The organism is Aromatoleum evansii (assembly GCF_012910805.1).
Classification (GTDB): domain Bacteria; phylum Pseudomonadota; class Gammaproteobacteria; order Burkholderiales; family Rhodocyclaceae; genus Aromatoleum; species Aromatoleum evansii.
Genome location: NZ_WTVK01000053.1, coordinates 1 through 16,028 on the forward strand (window position 1 = coordinate 1; position 16,028 = coordinate 16,028).

At 65.0% G+C, this 16,028-nt stretch carries 17 protein-coding genes; 3 read left to right on the plus strand and 14 right to left on the minus strand.

From position 1 onward, the window contains the following. Positions 1–65: 65 nt before the first annotated feature. Positions 66–230 (minus strand): rubredoxin, encoded by a 165-nt coding sequence (locus GO615_RS21505; RefSeq protein ID WP_169131890.1) that lies wholly within the window; start codon positions 228–230, stop codon positions 66–68. 42 nt (positions 231–272) lie between these two features. Then, positions 273–758, minus strand: coding sequence for a rubrerythrin family protein (locus tag GO615_RS21510; RefSeq protein WP_169131892.1), 486 nt, complete (start codon positions 756–758; stop codon positions 273–275). 275 nt (positions 759–1,033) lie between these two features. Here GO615_RS21510 and GO615_RS21515 point away from each other — a divergent pair, with 275 nt between their 5' ends. Then, on the plus strand, positions 1,034–1,474 hold the full coding sequence (locus GO615_RS21515) for a c-type cytochrome (protein ID WP_407280522.1): 441 nt from the start codon (positions 1,034–1,036) through the stop codon (positions 1,472–1,474). Positions 1,475–1,661: 187 nt separating this feature from the next. Here GO615_RS21515 and GO615_RS21520 read toward each other — a convergent pair whose 3' ends face one another. The 9 genes from GO615_RS21520 to nosZ all read right to left on the minus strand — a co-directional run bounded on the left by GO615_RS21520 (position 1,662) and on the right by nosZ (position 10,674). Further along, on the minus strand, positions 1,662–2,021 hold the full coding sequence (locus GO615_RS21520) for a toxin-antitoxin system TumE family protein (protein WP_169131896.1): 360 nt from the start codon (positions 2,019–2,021) through the stop codon (positions 1,662–1,664). Then, on the minus strand, positions 2,018–2,290 hold the full coding sequence (locus GO615_RS21525; protein ID WP_169131898.1) for an MJ0235 family protein: 273 nt from the start codon (positions 2,288–2,290) through the stop codon (positions 2,018–2,020). The genes GO615_RS21520 and GO615_RS21525 overlap by 4 nt, the downstream gene beginning before the upstream one ends. A 9-nt stretch (positions 2,291–2,299) precedes the next feature. Next, positions 2,300–2,836, minus strand: coding sequence for a nitrous oxide reductase accessory protein NosL (locus tag GO615_RS21530; RefSeq protein ID WP_169131900.1), 537 nt, complete (start codon positions 2,834–2,836; stop codon positions 2,300–2,302). Further along, complete coding sequence (locus GO615_RS21535) at positions 2,833–3,648, minus strand: ABC transporter permease (RefSeq protein ID WP_169131902.1); 816 nt, start codon at positions 3,646–3,648, stop codon at positions 2,833–2,835. The genes GO615_RS21530 and GO615_RS21535 overlap by 4 nt, the downstream gene beginning before the upstream one ends. A gap of 9 nt (positions 3,649–3,657) precedes the next feature. Beyond that, positions 3,658–4,599 (minus strand): ABC transporter ATP-binding protein, encoded by a 942-nt coding sequence (locus GO615_RS21540; RefSeq protein ID WP_169131904.1) that lies wholly within the window; start codon positions 4,597–4,599, stop codon positions 3,658–3,660. After that, on the minus strand, positions 4,571–5,869 hold the full coding sequence (locus GO615_RS21545; RefSeq protein WP_211167280.1) for a nitrous oxide reductase family maturation protein NosD: 1,299 nt from the start codon (positions 5,867–5,869) through the stop codon (positions 4,571–4,573). Before GO615_RS21545 ends, GO615_RS21540 begins: the two co-directional genes overlap by 29 nt. Positions 5,870–5,872: 3 nt before the next feature. Further along, complete coding sequence (locus GO615_RS21550) at positions 5,873–6,307, minus strand: transcription regulator (RefSeq protein ID WP_169131906.1); 435 nt, start codon at positions 6,305–6,307, stop codon at positions 5,873–5,875. A gap of 17 nt (positions 6,308–6,324) precedes the next feature. Continuing rightward, positions 6,325–8,508 carry a NosR/NirI family protein gene (locus GO615_RS21555; RefSeq protein WP_169131908.1) on the minus strand — a complete coding sequence of 728 codons (2,184 nt, stop codon included), beginning with the start codon at positions 8,506–8,508 and terminating at the stop codon, positions 6,325–6,327. A gap of 213 nt (positions 8,509–8,721) precedes the next feature. Further along, entirely contained in the window at positions 8,722–10,674 is a 1,953-nt protein-coding gene (gene nosZ, locus GO615_RS21560) for a TAT-dependent nitrous-oxide reductase (RefSeq protein ID WP_169131910.1), read from the minus strand. Between the two features lie 281 nt (positions 10,675–10,955). Between nosZ and GO615_RS21565 the strand changes: the two genes are divergently transcribed. Both GO615_RS21565 and GO615_RS21570 read left to right on the plus strand, forming a co-directional pair. Next, positions 10,956–12,194 (plus strand): sensor histidine kinase, encoded by a 1,239-nt coding sequence (locus tag GO615_RS21565; protein ID WP_339380103.1) that lies wholly within the window; start codon positions 10,956–10,958, stop codon positions 12,192–12,194. Then, a complete protein-coding gene (locus tag GO615_RS21570) occupies positions 12,191–12,733 on the plus strand; it encodes a response regulator transcription factor (RefSeq protein ID WP_169131914.1) in 543 nt (180 codons plus the stop codon). The genes GO615_RS21565 and GO615_RS21570 overlap by 4 nt, the downstream gene beginning before the upstream one ends. A gap of 58 nt (positions 12,734–12,791) precedes the next feature. Here the strand turns inward: GO615_RS21570 and GO615_RS21575 are convergent, their stop codons facing one another. The 3 genes from GO615_RS21575 to GO615_RS21585 are packed head-to-tail and all read right to left on the minus strand — an operon-like array spanning position 12,792 to position 15,944. Continuing rightward, positions 12,792–13,295, minus strand: a complete 504-nt coding sequence (locus tag GO615_RS21575; protein ID WP_169131916.1) for a hypothetical protein — start codon at positions 13,293–13,295, stop codon at positions 12,792–12,794. 22 nt (positions 13,296–13,317) lie between these two features. Then, on the minus strand, positions 13,318–14,007 hold the full coding sequence (locus tag GO615_RS21580; RefSeq protein WP_169131918.1) for a response regulator: 690 nt from the start codon (positions 14,005–14,007) through the stop codon (positions 13,318–13,320). Further along, on the minus strand, positions 14,007–15,944 hold the full coding sequence (locus GO615_RS21585; protein WP_169131920.1) for a histidine kinase: 1,938 nt from the start codon (positions 15,942–15,944) through the stop codon (positions 14,007–14,009). Before GO615_RS21585 ends, GO615_RS21580 begins: the two co-directional genes overlap by 1 nt. Positions 15,945–16,028: the final 84 nt, after the last annotated feature.

The window sequence follows — 16,028 nt, forward strand, 5'->3', positions numbered from 1 at the left end:
GAGTCGGGGCGGGGCAGGCGTGAGGGGGCTGCAAGCGGCGACCGCAGTAGCAGTCTCCGGCGGCGTCAGATCGCGACCATCTCGAAGTCGGCCTTGGCGACACCACAGTCAGGGCAGGCCCATTCGGCGGGAATGTCTTCCCAGCGCGTACCCGGGGGGATGCCCTCGTCGGGGAGGCCGGCCGCTTCGTCATAGATGAAACCGCAAACGATGCACTGATAGGTCTTCATGATCTTCTTTCCGTTGTGTTGGGGTTGTCGGGGGCGGCAGGGTCAGGCGGAAAGCCGGTCGAGCACCTGCTGGTAGTGGTTGGCGTGGCGCTCTTCCACCTTGGCGAGCGCGGCGAAGCGCTTGGCGGCCTTTTCCAGCACGGTCTTGAACTGTTCGGCATGTTCCTTCGATTCGGCGATCTGTTCGTCGATCTCCTGGACCGCAGCCTCGTTTCCTTCGGCAACCGCAACGTGGCGGAAGTTCGGGTACATCTCCGTGTATTCGTAGGTTTCGCCTTCGATCGCGAATTGCAGGGCGCGAGCGGGGCTCATCTTGTCCTTGGGGAAGAGCAGGTCGAGGTGGCCGAAGGCGTGCATCACTTCCTGGTCGGCGGTCGCCTCGAAGGCCCTGGCGGTTTCCTCGTCACCCATCTCGCGGCACAACTTGGCGAAGTAGCGGTACTTGATGTGGGCCATCGACTCGCCGGCGAAGGCGGATTCGAGGTTCTTGATCGTGAGCGACTCGGGGTTGTGGAAGGGGCTGGCCATCGTTTTCTCCTTGCGTCGTTGATGTTGCGTTGAGTGAATGCTACCCGCGGGGAGTTAATTATTAAAATTGAACATATGGATATTAATAATAGGCGGTGACTATTTTGAGGGCGTGCGTCCTTTCCAAATTGTTTCCAGATACAGCCACGTGTTAAAAAATGAATTTGTGCAAATATAACTGCGCTGAACAGCGTCAAATTAATTACACGTGTTGCGAGGCGCATTTTCTGATGTCGGGCCCGCGGCATTTCGAGTAGATGACCAGGAGAACGAAAATGATGAATAAGTCATTAATCGGGGCGGTGGCCATGGCACTGCTGCTGTCGGCCTGCGGAAAGAATGAAGAGGCTGCGCAGTCCGCGCCATCGCCGGCGCCCGCGGCTCCCGCTCCGGCAGCGCCCGTCACCCAGGCGCCGACGACCGCAGCGCCGTCCGCTGCGGCGGGCACGGCTGTGGCCGACAACGCGCTAGGGAGCAGCATCTACAACAAGGTGTGCGCGCTCTGCCATGCGGCCGGCGTGGGAGGAGCGCCGAAACCCGGCGACAAGGCGGACTGGGGGCCGCGTATCGGCCAAGGCAAGGATGTGCTGTACAGGCACGCCCTGGAAGGCTTCACGGGTCAGAAGGGGATGATGCCGCCGCGCGGAGCCAACCCGGCGCTGAAGGACGAGGAAGTTAAGGCCGCCGTCGATTTCATGGTTTCGAAATCGGAGTGACGGCGGCGCAGGTGTGGGGGCCGACGGCCCCAGCACTTGCGTGCTGGAACGTTTGTTTATACATCCGGCAAGCCAATTGCCGTCCACGGCAAGCCTTGCGACTTCGCTCCGGACAGGTCTGTGGAACCTGCGCCGCGTTCCCGCCCTTCGACACGCTCAGGGCGAAGGACGGTATCTGAGTGCCGCCTTAATGGCAGAGTCCGAGAGTCGGATCTGCGAGCAGCGCCTCGATCACGCGCGAGAGGTTGTCGGCCGGAGCGCACTCGGTTCGCGTCAGGGGGTCGGGAAGCGGCTTTCCGCTGCTGTCGTGGAGATGGTTGGGAAAGGTCGCCAGTTCGCGGTGCAGCGGCGCGGTGTCTATGCCCAGTTCGGCGTCGCCGCAGGTCCAACGCAGCGAATAGGCGTCGTTGGCGGCGTAGCGCACCGTCAGCGTCACGCCGTTGTCCAGATGCACGACGAGGGCGTCCTGTCGGTGCTCGACCGGCTGCGACAGGCGGGCGTCGAAGGTGCTGCCGATGTGGTCGGCGAGTTCGATATGGAGGCTCATGTCCGTCTGGCCTCGCTCAGGCACTCGGCCATCATCGCGCGTACCGTTTCCCGCGTGTCGGCGAGAATGCGGGCACTCAGATATTGCTCGTAGGAGGGGTGCTCCGGCACCGTGCCGTTGTAGATGCGCTCGAGCAGTTCGATCTCGTCTGCCGCGCCGCTCGTGCTGAGGATCACGTCGCGGTTCTCGCGCAGTTCGAAGATCAGCCTGGCCAGTTGCTCCAGCTGTTGCGCATCATCGGGCTCGATGTCGTCGTAGAAGCTCGCCATGATCGTCGCTCACATTTTGCTGTCGTGAAGGGCTCCGCCGTCCAGCACCGCCATGTCTGGGGTGATCGCGTCGAACGCGAGGACCTTGCCGCCGTGTGCCTGGGCGAATTTCTGGGCGTCGGCCTGCTGCGCAAAGGATCCGATCGTGGGTCCCATCGATCCGTGGCGCGCGCTGCCGATGACGTACCAGGCCGTCTTGGCGTCGATCCACGCGCCGCGCGGCTGGTCCCAGTCGGCTTTGCCCATGTCCTGGACGAAAAGCGCTTTCACCGGACGCACCTGCTCGGGCTTCAGGTAGATGCCGAACATCTCGACCGTGTCGCAGAAGAATTCCGGCTCGGGACGGTCGGCGTAGAAGATCTGCGCCTTGGGGCCGGGGTAGTCGGCGAGCAGCATGCCGTCGAGGGAGCAGGCGGTGCTCTGGTCGATCTCGACCGCGGCGAGCTTCGCGGCGCCGCCGCTCTCGCCGGACCCGCAGGCAGCGAGGAGTCCCGTGGCGAGGACGGCGAGCAGGGTCATTCGGAGGGACGGGAGGGGGGCTATCATTTGCGGAATCTCCATGCGGCAATGCCCAGCGGCGCGGTGATCCATGCGGCCATCACGAGGCCGAGCAGCCAGGGTTCGGCCAGCGCGCGGGGGAATACGGTGGCGAGTCCGTACAGGGTGCGTACGTCGTCGAGGGAAAAGATGTTGAGGATGCGGAAGACGTCGGCGGGGTTGAGGAGCAACAGGTAGGGGAAGATTTCGCCGCCGTACTTGCCGCCGCTGACGACCAGGGCACCGAGGAGGAGCAGATCGAACACCAGCACGAAGAAGAACCACAGTGCGATCGCCAATCCGGAAGCACGCGTGCGGTCGGCGGCGAAGGTCGACACCATCACGGCGAGGCTGAGGAAGGCGAGGCCGAGCAGCACCGAACTCAGCATGAAGCCGAAGAAGTGGAACAGCGCGGCGAGATTGAGCTGCGATGCGAGCACCACGGCGACGAGGCCGAAGCCCGCGATGGTCGAGAAGGCGAGCGCCGCGGCCAGGCCGAGGTACTTGCCGAGCAGCAGCTCGAAGCGCGTGATCGGCATCGACAACAGGAGGTCGAGCGAGCCGCGTTCCCGCTCGCCGACGATGGCATCGAAGCCGAGCACCAGCGCGATCAGCGGGACGAGGTAGATCACGAGCGAGACGAGGCTGGCGATCGTGAACTCGATCGAGCGGAAGCCGACCGTGCCCTGCTGCGCTCCGCCGAAGTAGGCGATCACGAGCGCGAACACGGTGAACACGAGGGCCACCGCGAGCACCCAGCGGTTGCGGATGCGGTCCCAGAATTCCTTGCCGGCGAGGGTGGCGATCTGTCTGAATTCCATGGTCGCGCCTCAGTCGGAGAAGCCGAAGAACACGTCTTCGAGCGAGGGTTCATGCACGTGCAGGTCGAGCACCTTGTCGCCGAGCAAGGCAAGCGCCTGCATCACGAGCATCTTGGATTCGCGCCGGCATTCGACCGCGACGTGGTCCTCGCGCGCTTCCACGGCGGTGACAGGCAGGCCGCCGAGCACGGTGCGGACATGGTCGAAGTCCTCGTGCGCGAGGCGGACGCGGAACCACAGCGGCAGGTCCATTTGCTCGCGCAGGTCCTGCACGGTGCCCACGGCCTGGATCTTGCCGGCCGCCATGATCGCGAGTCGATCGACGCGCTCCTGGATCTCGGCGAGGATGTGCGAGGTGAGGATCATCGTCACGCCGTCGGCCTTGAGGCCGCGCAGGATCACGTAGAACTCGCGGATCGCCTCGGGATCGAGGCCGGTGGTGGGTTCGTCGAGGAACAGGATGCGGGGTTTGCCGAGCAAGGCCTGGGCGAAACCGAGACGCTGGCGCATGCCCTTGGAGTATTCGCGCACGCGGCGGCGCGCGGCGTGCGCGAGGCCGACGCGTTCGAGCGCGGGGGCGCATTCGCTGGTGGAGACGCCCTTGAGGCGGGCGAAGAATTCGAGCGTCTCGAAGCCGGTGAGATTGTCGTAGAGCACGACGTTCTCGGGCAGGTAGCCGATCTTGCGCCGCACCGCGCGGAAGCTGCTTCCCGTCACCGGCGAGCCGTCGATGCGGATGTCGCCGGCGGTGGCTGGGATCAGGCCCAGCATCATCTTGAACAGCGTGCTCTTGCCCGCGCCGTTGTGCCCGATCAGGCCGAACAGCTCGCCGGGCGCGACCTCCAGGTCAACACCGTCGACGGCGCGCACGGCGCCGTAGTGCCTGGTCGCGCTACGCACCGCGATCACTGGTGCGATGCGCTCAGCGGGAGCCGGGGAAGTATCTGCCAAGCCATTCTCTCCAGTTGTTGTGTGTCGGCTGCATGTGCGGATTGGGGTCGACCACGCTGGGCGCGCGCAGCAGCGGGAATTGCTGGCCAACGAGGCGCAGGGTCTGCACGGCCGGGCTCCCCAGCAGCAGTTTCAGCATCGGGTGTTGCCATGACAGGCGGTCGACGAGATCGTTGGCTTCGTAGGGAACGTCGCCGACGGTATCGCCGTTGCGGTCCCAGCCAAGGTAATTGCTCCAGTGGTTGCCGTCCTTGACGCCCCACAACTCGTCCTTGGCGCCGACGTAGCGCACCTGCTCGCGGTTGCTCACGAAATCGTTTTTCTCGACGACATTGTTCTTGGAGCCCGCCCACAGATGCACGCCGACGACGTTGTCGACGACGAGGTTGCCGCGCAAAGTGTTGTACTCCGCGTCGTAGATGAAGAAGCCGCGGTTGTTGCCGGCGACGACGTTGTTCTCGACGACGGAGTCCTGGATCGTGCGCAGCATGATGCCGTGGTCGGAGTTCGCCCAAGCGCGATTGTTGCGCACGGTCTGGTCGCGTACTTCCATCAGCGCGAGGCCGCCGCGGTTCATATAGACGTCATTGTCCTCCCACAGGTTGTAGTAGGAGTTCATGTAGTGCGTGCCATAGCGGCTGTGGTGCAGGCGGTTGCCGCGGAACACCGCGTGGTGCGAGACGTCGACATAGACCGCGTCGCGCACGAAGCTCACTTCGTTGCCGATGATCTGCGCGCCGGTCGTGTTGTACAACTGGATGCCGTTGCCGCGGCTCGCGGAACGGTAGTCGCGCTTGCCGGTGATGATGTTGCGCTCGATGCGCACATCCTTGACCTTCTCGATCCACAGCCCGAAAAGGTTGTAGGTAAGGTCGCAGTTGCGCACCACGGCGCGGTCCGCGCCGGGCTGGATGTAGATGCCGGCGTTCTGGGCGCCGAGATCGTCGCCCGAGTCGCGCACGATCAGGCCTTCGATCACGACGTCGGGTGACGTGACGCGGATCGTGTCGCCCTTGAGCCCGCCGCTGACGGTCGGGCGCTGGATGCCGCGCAGCGTAAGCGCCTTGGCGATCAGCAGGTTCCCGGCGTAACTGCCACGCGCGACTTCGACGATATCGCCCGGCGCTGCTCGTTCGATGGCTGCCTGGATCGACTGGCCCGGTGCGACCGCGAGCGTCGCGGCCCATAGCGGGGCAGCGCACAGCAGCGCGAGCAGGCCGGCGCAGCCATGCCGCAACGTCGTCGCGAGCGGTGCCGTCGTGCGAATCATCGATCAGCCCTGGACGACCAGAAAACCCATGGATTTCAGCACGATGAACAGCGTTGCGCCGATCAGCAGGTTCTTGAACCCCACGTAGCAGACCATGTCCATCCTGTTGGCGACGCGGTAGCGGCGGCCCCACCACGGGCCGTCCTTGACGTAGGGTTTGGAGCCGAGGCGCACGACGACTTCGAACAGGCTCCAGCCGAACCACCAGCCGATCAGCGCGCCGGCCTGCATCTGTCCCAATGCGGCGAGTATCCACACGACGCTTGCCGCGAGGGCGAGCGCGATGCTTGCGGCATGCAGCGCACGCTGGCGCTGGAAGCCGTGATGGCTCCATGGCCACAGGTGATCCCAGACTTCCGCTCCAATCAGGTGGAGGACGTTGTCGGTGGCCGCGTAGGGGGGCTCGGCAGGGTCGGTCGGCATTTTCGGATTGACCATTGCAGACGGCTCCGGAATCAGTTCTTGGATGCTGCCGCGGCAGCGCTGACGGGGACAGGCTTGATCGGGATGAAGTAGCCGTCTGCTCCGATCGGCGTCAGCGGCAGTCCGCCCTTGGTACGGCGCTTCCTCTCCTGTGCGAGCGGCGGGCAGGCGTGGTCGTCCGTATACAGGACCATGCAGTCGAGGCAGTGCAGGCACTCGCGGTGGTCGATGCGGCCGTTCTCGTCGATCGCCTGCGAGCCGCAGCCGACCGCGCAGGCCTTGCAGCTGTCGCATTCCTGTTTGCGCTTGAGGCCGAACCAGCGGAAGGTCGAAGGCATCGCCAGCGACGCTCCGAGCGGGCACAGGTACTTGCAGAACGGCCGTTCGGTGAAGATCGACAGACCCAGCAGTCCCGCGGCGAACAGTGTGTAGGGCCAGCTGCGGTTGAACAGGCCGACGAGGAAGGTGGTCTTGAACGGCTCGACCTCGGCGAGTTTTTCGGCCAGGCCCATCGAGAACATCGACACGGCGAGCAGGCCGAAGAACACGCCGTACTTCACCCACTTCAGGCGGTTGTGCCATCTGCGCGGCAGCTGGAACTGGAAGCGCTTGAGGCCCACGGCCCCGCCGACCTTGTACAGCAGCTCCGACAGGGAGCCGAAGGGGCACAGCCAGCCGCAGAACAATCCCCGGCCCCAGACGAAGGTCGTGATGATGATGAAGATCCAGAACAGGAAGATGAAGGGGTCGGAGAGGAACAGCTCCCACGTCCACTGGAACAGCAGCGCGTGGAACCAGGTGAGCACTTGCGTGATCGACGGCTGCGCGAGCATGCCGAACCCGACGAAGCCGATGCTGATGACCCAGGCACTGTACTTGAAGGCGTTGACGGGCCACTTGTTCTTGCGCGTGGCGCGGCGCGTGAGCTTGTCGCGGAAGGCGTAGACCGTCGCCACCGCAACGAGCAGCGCGGCGAACAGCGCAATCTCGACCGCGCGCGTCTTCCATACGCGCACCCACGGCGCATCGGGTTTGACCACTTCGGGACGACCGCCCTGCAGGTACTGGGCCGGCAGCCAGTATTCGGTGTCGAAGTTGGCAAAGCTGCGTGCGCCGGTCGCGCGGTCGACGCGGTTGCCGAGGAACACGAACTTCCACGGATACGCGGCGGAGAAGGCCTTGGAGCGCACGATGAAGATCGCCGACTCCGTATAGCCGGGCGCGCCCGGGGCGGCGATGCCGTAGAGGTTGAAGGCGTCGGTGTCGCGGAAGGTGAAGGAGTCGGCGCCCTGGCGGACCTGCACCCGGTCGTAGATGCCGCCGCGCACGAAGCCGGATCCCTTGAAGGATTCCTTGCCGCCGCTGCGCACGACGAAGAGGGCGTGCTCGCCTTCCTTGAGGCCGGACATCAGGCTGTTGTACGGGCCTTCGCCGAGGATCGCCCGGCCGATGTCGGGATGGTTGAGGTAGCCGAACCACAGCTCGATGAAGGGGTGCGGGCCGCGCGGGAGGCCGACCTGCTCGGGCGCGACGACGACACGCTGGACGGCGCCTTCCTTCACCAGGGTGTTCCAGTCGGGTTTCGCGCCGCTCTGGGCGAATTTGGCCTGCTCGCGGATGGTGGGCTTCAGGATGCCGACCTGGCGGGCCACCGCGGTACCCGCAGTCATCATGACCTGGTTCTGCGCGATGACCGTGACCGTCGCGCCGGAGATGGCGTCGAGGCCGATGATGTTCTCTTCGGGACGCGATTGCCCGATCTCGATGTTGTTGCCGACGAACTGCCCGAGGTATTGCTGGTTGAAGCGGATCAGGGACGATTCGGGAATGCCCAGCAACAGGATCGGTTCGGAGTGCTTGAGAATCTTGACGCCGACGAAGCGTCCTCCGGTATCCATGCCGATCAGGGTGATCACCGGCTTGCCGGAATAGGCGGGCGTATCCGTGATGTCGGTCGACAGCATCACGTAACCGACGAGCTTCTTCTTGCCGCCTTCCTCCGCATAGCCCTCGACGTAGCGGGGCTGGCCCTTGCGTTCGGAGAAGGATGTGGCGCCGGGCAGGACGTCGGCGCACGGGGCGTACTTGCACAGCTCGGGTGCGGTGTTGATTTCGTCGGGCAGCTTGGCCTCGTAGGTATCGGCCATTGCAAACGATGCGGTCGACGAAAGCAGGGCGGACAACAGGAGATTGCGGACTGCAGCCAGAAAATTCATCACACTTTCCGATCGGGCGGGACTGCGTACAAGTCTACGAGCCGGGACTGGGCGGGTAATTGTTTCCGATCAATTGGTGCGAATTGATCTTGTGCAGTGCGAGAAAAAAGAGGGGCCAGAGGCCCCTCGAATATCACCCATCGTGGCCCCTCAGGAGGGGCGCGACCACCACGCCGGAAACGATCGGGCTCCCGGCGCAGTTCGTGCGGAGGATCAGGCCTCCACCATCAGTCGGCTACGCATCTCCAGGTGCAGTGCGTGGCAGAAGTGGGTGCAGTAGCACCAGTAGACGCCCGGCTTGTCGGCCTTGAACGTGACCGACTTGGTTTCCTGCGGGTTCACGATGAAGTTGATGTCGTACTTCGGAATCGCGAAGCCGTGCGTCAGGTCTTCCACCTTGTCGTGGTTGGTCAGGATGATCGTGACCTCGTCGCCCTTCTTCACCTTGAACTCGGGCAGGCTGTAGGCCGGTGCCTGGCTGATGAGCTTGATCGTGACCTTCTTGCCGTCGCGGAAGATGCCGCTTTCCTTGTGGTCCTTCACCGCATTCGGGAACTCGTCCATGTTGTAGATCTGGCGAGTCTTGATGATGTCGCGGCGGACGACGATCGAGTCGTGCGGCTCGGACAGCACGGAGTGGTCGGCAACCAGCTTCATCTTGTCGCCGCTGATGTCGATCATCTGCGCGGTTTCAGCGTGCAGCGGGCCGACCGGCAGGAAGCGGTCCTTCGAGAACTTGTTGTCGGAGATGAAGAACTTGCCATCGGCTTCCTTCGTCTCGCCCATCGAAGTGAAGCCGTGGCCCGGCTGGTAATGCACGTCGATGCGATCCACGACGACCGTGACGTTCTTGTCGCCCTGATAGGACTTGATCGCGGCTTCCACGTTCCACTTCACGATCTGGCTGTCGAGGAACAGGGTGGTGTATGCGTTGCCCTTGTTGTCGAAGCCGGTGTGCAGGGGGCCGAGGCCGATTTCCGGTTCCGCGACGACTGCATCACGCGGCTCCTTCAGGTCGCCGTCGAACCACTTCAGCACGAGCTCGTGCGAAATGACGGTGGCCGTCGGCGACAGCTTGCCGGAGCAGGCGTAGTACTTGCCGTCCGGGCTGATGTTGACGCCGTGCGGGTTCTTGGGAATCGGGACATAGCAGGTGAGTGCGGTCTTCGGGTCGGCGTTCGACGACTTGCGGCCGTCTACGACCGGAACCTTGGAGCCGCCGATGTGGGTGATCTTTCCTGCCTTGATGGCCTCTTCGATGCGTGCGACGTGGAAGAACAGGCAGGCGTCGCGTTCGGCCGACATCGTGTCCGGGTAATGGACACCCATTTCGGTGTTGTACTGGTTCGTGGCTGCGAGCTTGCCGTCGTAGGAGGTGGCGACGAGGTCGCAGTTACCATCGATCAGCACCTGCCAACGCACTTCCATGGATTCGGAGTCGACGCAGGTGAAGACCGACTTGTAGTCCTCGATCTTGTCCATGTTCGTGCCGTCGTTCGGCAGGGGGATCGAGAACTCGCCACCGCAGAAGACACGGGTCGTGTAGTTGATGGCCTGGTCGACCGGGTCGCGCTTGTCCGGGAAGGTGCCGTGGTAGCCCTGCATGTTGGGCAGCTCGGTGATCTTGTCGCATTCCATCGTGTCGAGACGGACACGGGCGATGCGGCCATGGATCTTGTCATTCACGAACAGGTACTTGCCGTCGTACGTGCCGTCCTTGTACGAGGGATGCACGTGGTGCGTGTCACCGGTCGTGTACTTCAGGCTGCCGTCCGGCTTCGTGCCGAGGATCGCCTTCGATTCATTCGTGATGCCCCAGCCGACGAGGCAGTCGGTGTTGAAGACGGGGATGCACTTCAGCTCGCGGCCCGAGGGCAGGCCGTAGACGCGGACGTTGCCGGAGTGGCCGCCGCTCGAGAAGGAGTAATAGGTGTCCAGCTGACCCGGGGCCACCTCGTACTTGCCGACTTCGGACGCTTCGGCATGAGCTGCCGGTGCCGCAGCAGGGGCTGCAGCCGGAGCAGGCGCCTGTTCCTGCTTGCACGCCGAGAGGCCCACTGACAGGCCGGCGCCGGCGAGACCGGCAAACGCTGCGGTGCTGAAGAATTTGCGACGGCTCGGGTCGAGCGTCTCGCCAGCAGCAGGGGTAATCTTTTCTTCGCTCATCAGCTTGTCGCTCCCATTTCAGGTATGTCGGTACTGGTAAATTCTGTCCGGCCGTGCAGTTCGTCCGGTGGTGCTGCGAAAACCCCAGGCGGAATGCCTGCGGCAATTTGTCCTGTGACATTTTGTCGCAGGGGGATTCTAGGAATATCAAGTGCCGGAGGACCTTGATCTAGAACAAGGACATCACCGGGCCCGGGGCGCAAACAGGACTTTTGATGATGGACTTGTGAATGGACGCACCTTTTGCCGGTATCGGGCGTGAATCCGGCCCGTTGGTCGCGGTGCGCACCGATCGTTCCCGCCTGCTGCAATTGCGCTGGATATCGGTGGCAGCGATGGCGGCGACAGCGCTCATCGCATTTCCGCTGCTGGCGCCGGATGAGCCGGTCATGCCGCTGATCGGCGTGACGCTGATCCTCGCCGTCGTGAATCTTGCGCTGCGCGCCGGGGTGACGCGCGGGCTCCACTGGCACGGGGGAGCGTTCAGCCAGCTCGCAGCCGACCTGTTGGCCTGGGGGGCGTTCCTGTATTTCGGCGGGGGCGTCACCAACCCGGCGATCTCGCTGCTCCTGCCGCTGGTGGCGGTCGGCGCGGCCGTCCTGTCGGCGCGCGAGGCATGGGCGCTGGCCCTGCTCTCTGTCGCCATCTATTCGTTGCTGTGGCAGTTCCACCATCCGGTGCACCTTGCCGATGCGGAGCTGGCGATGTACTGGCACCTTGCCGGAATGTGGCTGACCTTCACCGTTTCGGCTGCGACCGTCGTGTGGTTCGTTTCGCGTTTCAATGCTGCATTGTCGCGGCGCGAGCATGCGCTTGCCGTCGCGCACGCAGCCCGTGCCCGCGATGCCTATCTGGTGGCGCTGGGCCAGCTGGCGGCGGGGGCAGCCCATCGTCTCGGCACGCCGCTCGGTACGCTGCGCATTCTGACGGACGAGCTGGCGCGCCGACCGGCACTCGACGCAAATGCCGCGGAGGATCTGGCCTTGATGCGCGAGCAGATCGATCATTGCAAGACGATTCTGACCGGTCTTACACGGGAGGCCGGGCAGCAAAGGGCGGAAGGCGGCGGCGCCGTGGGGGTGCGGGACTGGCTGGAGTCGGTCGTTGGCCGCTGGCGGCAGCTGCGTCCGCACGCGTTCGCGACACTGAGCAGCGATGAGACGCTCGCCGGGGCGGAAATCGTCGCCGATGCGAGCCTCGGCGAAGCCCTGCAGAACCTGATCGACAACGCCGCGAACGCGAATGCCGAGGCTGGGGCGACAGGGGTGGATATCGACGCCACACGCGCAGGCGACGAGCTCGTTATTGCAGTGGCCGACCGCGGCCACGGGATGCCCGAGGTGGTGCGCGACACCGTGCGGCACGGACCAATTACCGAGCGCCCCGAAGGCATGGGCGTGGGATTGTTCCTTTCGCACGTCGCCGTGGAGCATCACGGTGGCACCCTCGATTTTCTTCCCCGGCCCGGTGGCGGCACTGTTGCCCGCCTGGTCGTTCCGCTGAAGAGTGCTCGCCAATGACTGCCGGTCCCCATCCCAGCCTGCTCGTGATCGACGACGACCTCGCGTTCAACCGCGTGCTTGTGCGCGCGCTGGACCAGCGCGGCTTCGATGCCCACGGGGCCACCGATCCCGAAGCCGCCATCGAACTGGCAAGGGATCACATGCCTGAGTTCATCGTGCTGGACCTCAATCTTGCCGGTGAGTCGGGCTTGCGCCTGATCCGCCCGTTGCTCGAAGTGAGCCCGGATGCACGCATTCTTGTCTTGACCGGATACGCCAGCATCGCCACGGCGGTGGATGCCGTGAAGCTCGGCGCCACGCAGTACCTCGCCAAGCCGGCCGACCTCGAGGCGATCATCCGTGCCCTGCATGCGGAGGATGTGGTGCTTGCGGATGATGCGCCGGAGGATCCGATGTCGGTCGATCGGCTCGAGTGGGAACATATCCAGCGGGTGCTTGCCGAGCACGAAGGAAACATCTCGGCGACGGCCCGGGCGTTGAAGATGCATCGGCGCACGCTGCAGCGGAAGTTGGCGCGTCCGCCAGCGACCGCCTGAGCGGCATCGACGCCGCGATACCAGGGGGCCCGCACGTGCTCGGCCGACGGGCCGAGCCTCAAGACAGGGAAACGAAGATCAGGACGAACACCGGCGCCCACAGGATGGCGGCAACGCTGTAGGCCATGTAGGTGATGTGCAGCGCCTGGATGTCATTGTCCAGCCGCAACTCCTCACGGATGTCGCGGTAGAGCCTGCGCAGCGCGACGGCGTGGGCGAGGAGGTGGGCGACGATCAGGGCGCCGAGGCTGGGCACGGCGAGCACCACGGCGGAGGCCCATAAGGGCGCCGCGGCGCGTGCGGCGATTGTGAGGGCGCGCGCGCGCGTCGGGCGCAGGGCATCGGCGGGTGTGGTCAGGCGCAGCATGCCGGCGACGACGGTCACCGAGGCGAGTTCGGCGAGAAACACAAGCAGCGCGACCCATTCCCAGTTCGTGGCTGCCGGATCGAGGCGATAGATCGCGGCATGATCGCGCATCGCCAGCGGGATCATCACCGGCGGCACCAGCGCGAAAGGCAGGACCATGCGGCCGAAGACGCCGCTGCGGGTCGATGGGTTCAAGCGGGCCTCCGTCGGCCGGCCTTCAGGTGCGGGGATCCTGCACGATGCCCTGTTCGACAGCAAACACCGCGGCCTGTACGCGACTGGTGAGGCCGAGCTTGCGCAGGACGTTCTGCACGTGGATCTTGACTGTGCTCTCGGCCAGGTCGAGCGTGCGCGCGATTTCCTTGTTGCTCTGGCCGCGCGCGACGAGCACGAGGATCTCCCGCTCGCGTGGCGAAAGCTTGTTCAGCTCGGAGGCGACCACCGCCGGTGCCGCCGCTTCGGCGCTGGCCTTGGGCGGGGCGCCGCGCACGCCCTGCACGAGCTTGCCCATCATCTGCGGCGAGATCACCGATTCGCCTGCCGCGGCCCTGGCGATCGCGGCGGTCAGGGTGTCGGCCTCGATGTTCTTGAGCAGATAGCCGCAGGCGCCGGCGCGCAGGGTCTCGATGAGGTCTTCGGCGTCTTCCGACACGGTCAGCATCAGTACGTGGGACCCAGGCGCCTCCTCGACCATCATCGCGGCAGCGTCGCGGCCCGAGAGGCCGGGCATGTGCAGGTCGAGGAGCACGACGTCGGGTTTGAGCTGCGCGGCGCGCTTGACGCCTTCCATGCCGTCGCCCGCCTCGCCGACGATCTCGAACTCGGGGTGGCGTTGCAGCAGGGATTTGATGCCGCTGCGGAACAGGGCGTGGTCGTCGACGAGGAGCACTCGGATCGGGGCGGACATCAGTTCGGTTCCTGGTTGATGCGGGGGAGTTCGAGGCGCACTTCGGTGCCGCGGCCGGGCGCGGAGCTCAGCGAGAGGTTTCCGCCGATGCGCAGCGCGCGCTCGCGCATGACCTGCAGGCCGATGTGTCCTTCCTTGTCCCGGGCGCTTTCGTCGAAGCCCACGCCGTCGTCGCGCACGACGAGGGCGAGTCCATGCACGCCGCGGTGCAGGGCCACGTGCACCGACTTCGCCTGGGCGTGCTTGCGCACATTGGACAGCGCCTCCTGCAGGATGTACAGCGCCTGCGTCTCGACTTCGGGGTCGAGCGGCGCGCCACCGCCTTCCAGTTCCAGCTCGGTCGCGATGCTGCTCTGGTCGGCGAGCCGGCGCAGCGCGGCGCCTATCGCGCCGGCGAGATCCTGCTTCGCGACGCGGGTGCGGAAGTGCACGAGCAGCTCGCGCACGTCGTCGTAGCTCTCCTGCACGCCCTGGCGCAGCATCGCGAGCGTCGACTGGGCCTGGTTCATGTCCTTGTGGCGCAGGGCGTCGTCGAGCATCTGCACCTGCAGGTTCATGAAGGCGAGCCCCTGCGCGATCGAGTCGTGCAGTTCGCGGGCGAGCAGGTTGCGTTCCTCGGACACCGCGAGTTCGCGCTCGCGTGCATGCAGGCGTTGGTTCTCGATCGCGATGCCGAGCTGCTGCCCCAGCGTTTCAAGCAGCTGGCGGTCTGATTCCCAGAGCGGGCGAGCCTCGAGGAAATACAGGTTGTAGATGCCCAGGGTCTGCTGGTTGGCGCCGATCGGCGTCGCGGTCACGAGTTTGAAGCCGGCACGTTTGCATGCGCCGAGGTCGAGCGCCGGGCCGGGTCGATCCGGTTCGCAGACGAGCGAGTTGCCACCCCGCGCCGCCTGCCCGCACACGCATTCGCCGCACTGGAGCGTCGCCTCGCGATCGATGAACGCTTCATCCAGCCCGGAATGCACCGTCATGCAGAGTTCGCGCGAATCGCGGTCGAGCAGCCGGGCGGAACTTGCCGCCGCGGCGAACATCTTTTGCACCCGTTGGAGGAAGCCGCTGCACAGCGCGTCGACGTCCTGCGGCTGGCGCAGGAAGGCCGCCATGTCGTAGAGGATCTCGAGCTGGCGGTTCTTCTCCTCGAGGCTGCGCGTCTTGACCGCGACGCGCTCCTCGAGCGTTCCATACAGGCCCTGCAGATGCACCGCCATGCGGTTGAAACCGTCGGATAGTTCGCCGAATTCGTCTTGGGCGAGCACCGGGACGCGGGCGCTGAAGTCTTCCTGCTCCATCCGCTTGATGCCGGTCTGGAGCTCGGTGACGGGCCGGATCACGAGCACGAAGAAAAAGCGGATCAGGAACAGGGTGCCGATCACCGCCAGTGCGATCAGGGATACCTGGGAGGCGCGCAGGATGTCGGTGCTGCGCGCGTAGCTCTGTTCCATCTTGAGCACCACGTCGTTGGTGCTGGCGACGAAGATCTTGATGGTGCGGTCGAACGCCGGAAGGTTCTTCGCAAGCCGTCCCGGTTCGGGTTCGGCGACCAGGGCTTCCAGCACCGGGCGGATTTCGCTCAGCCAGAAGCCCGCCATGCGCTCGATGTCTTCCGGGATGCCGCGGTCGCGCGGGATGAAGAGCGGACGCTCCGGGTTGCCCGTGCGCAGTTCGTCGAAAATGTGCTGAAACTCGTCGAGCTCCTGCCGCAGGGTCTCGGCGAACACCAGCGGTTCCGTGAGCGAACGGCCGTCCGCGCGCGACAGCAGCTGGTCGATGCGGTACGCACGCATGCGCAGGCTGCCGGCGTCGTTGATCGCGGCCGCAGCGCCCTGGAGCTGCCAGGACATGAACAGCGTGATGCCGATCGCCGTCAGGGCGACAAGGAAGAACACCAGCAGGATGCCGGTGATCTTGGTGCTGAGACTGTTGCCGAGGGGACGCATGAACGTTCGATGAAGCAGGGTGGCGTGCAGACTACGTCGCCTGCCGCCACCCCGCAAGCCGGGGGCTTCCACCCCCGGCATGGC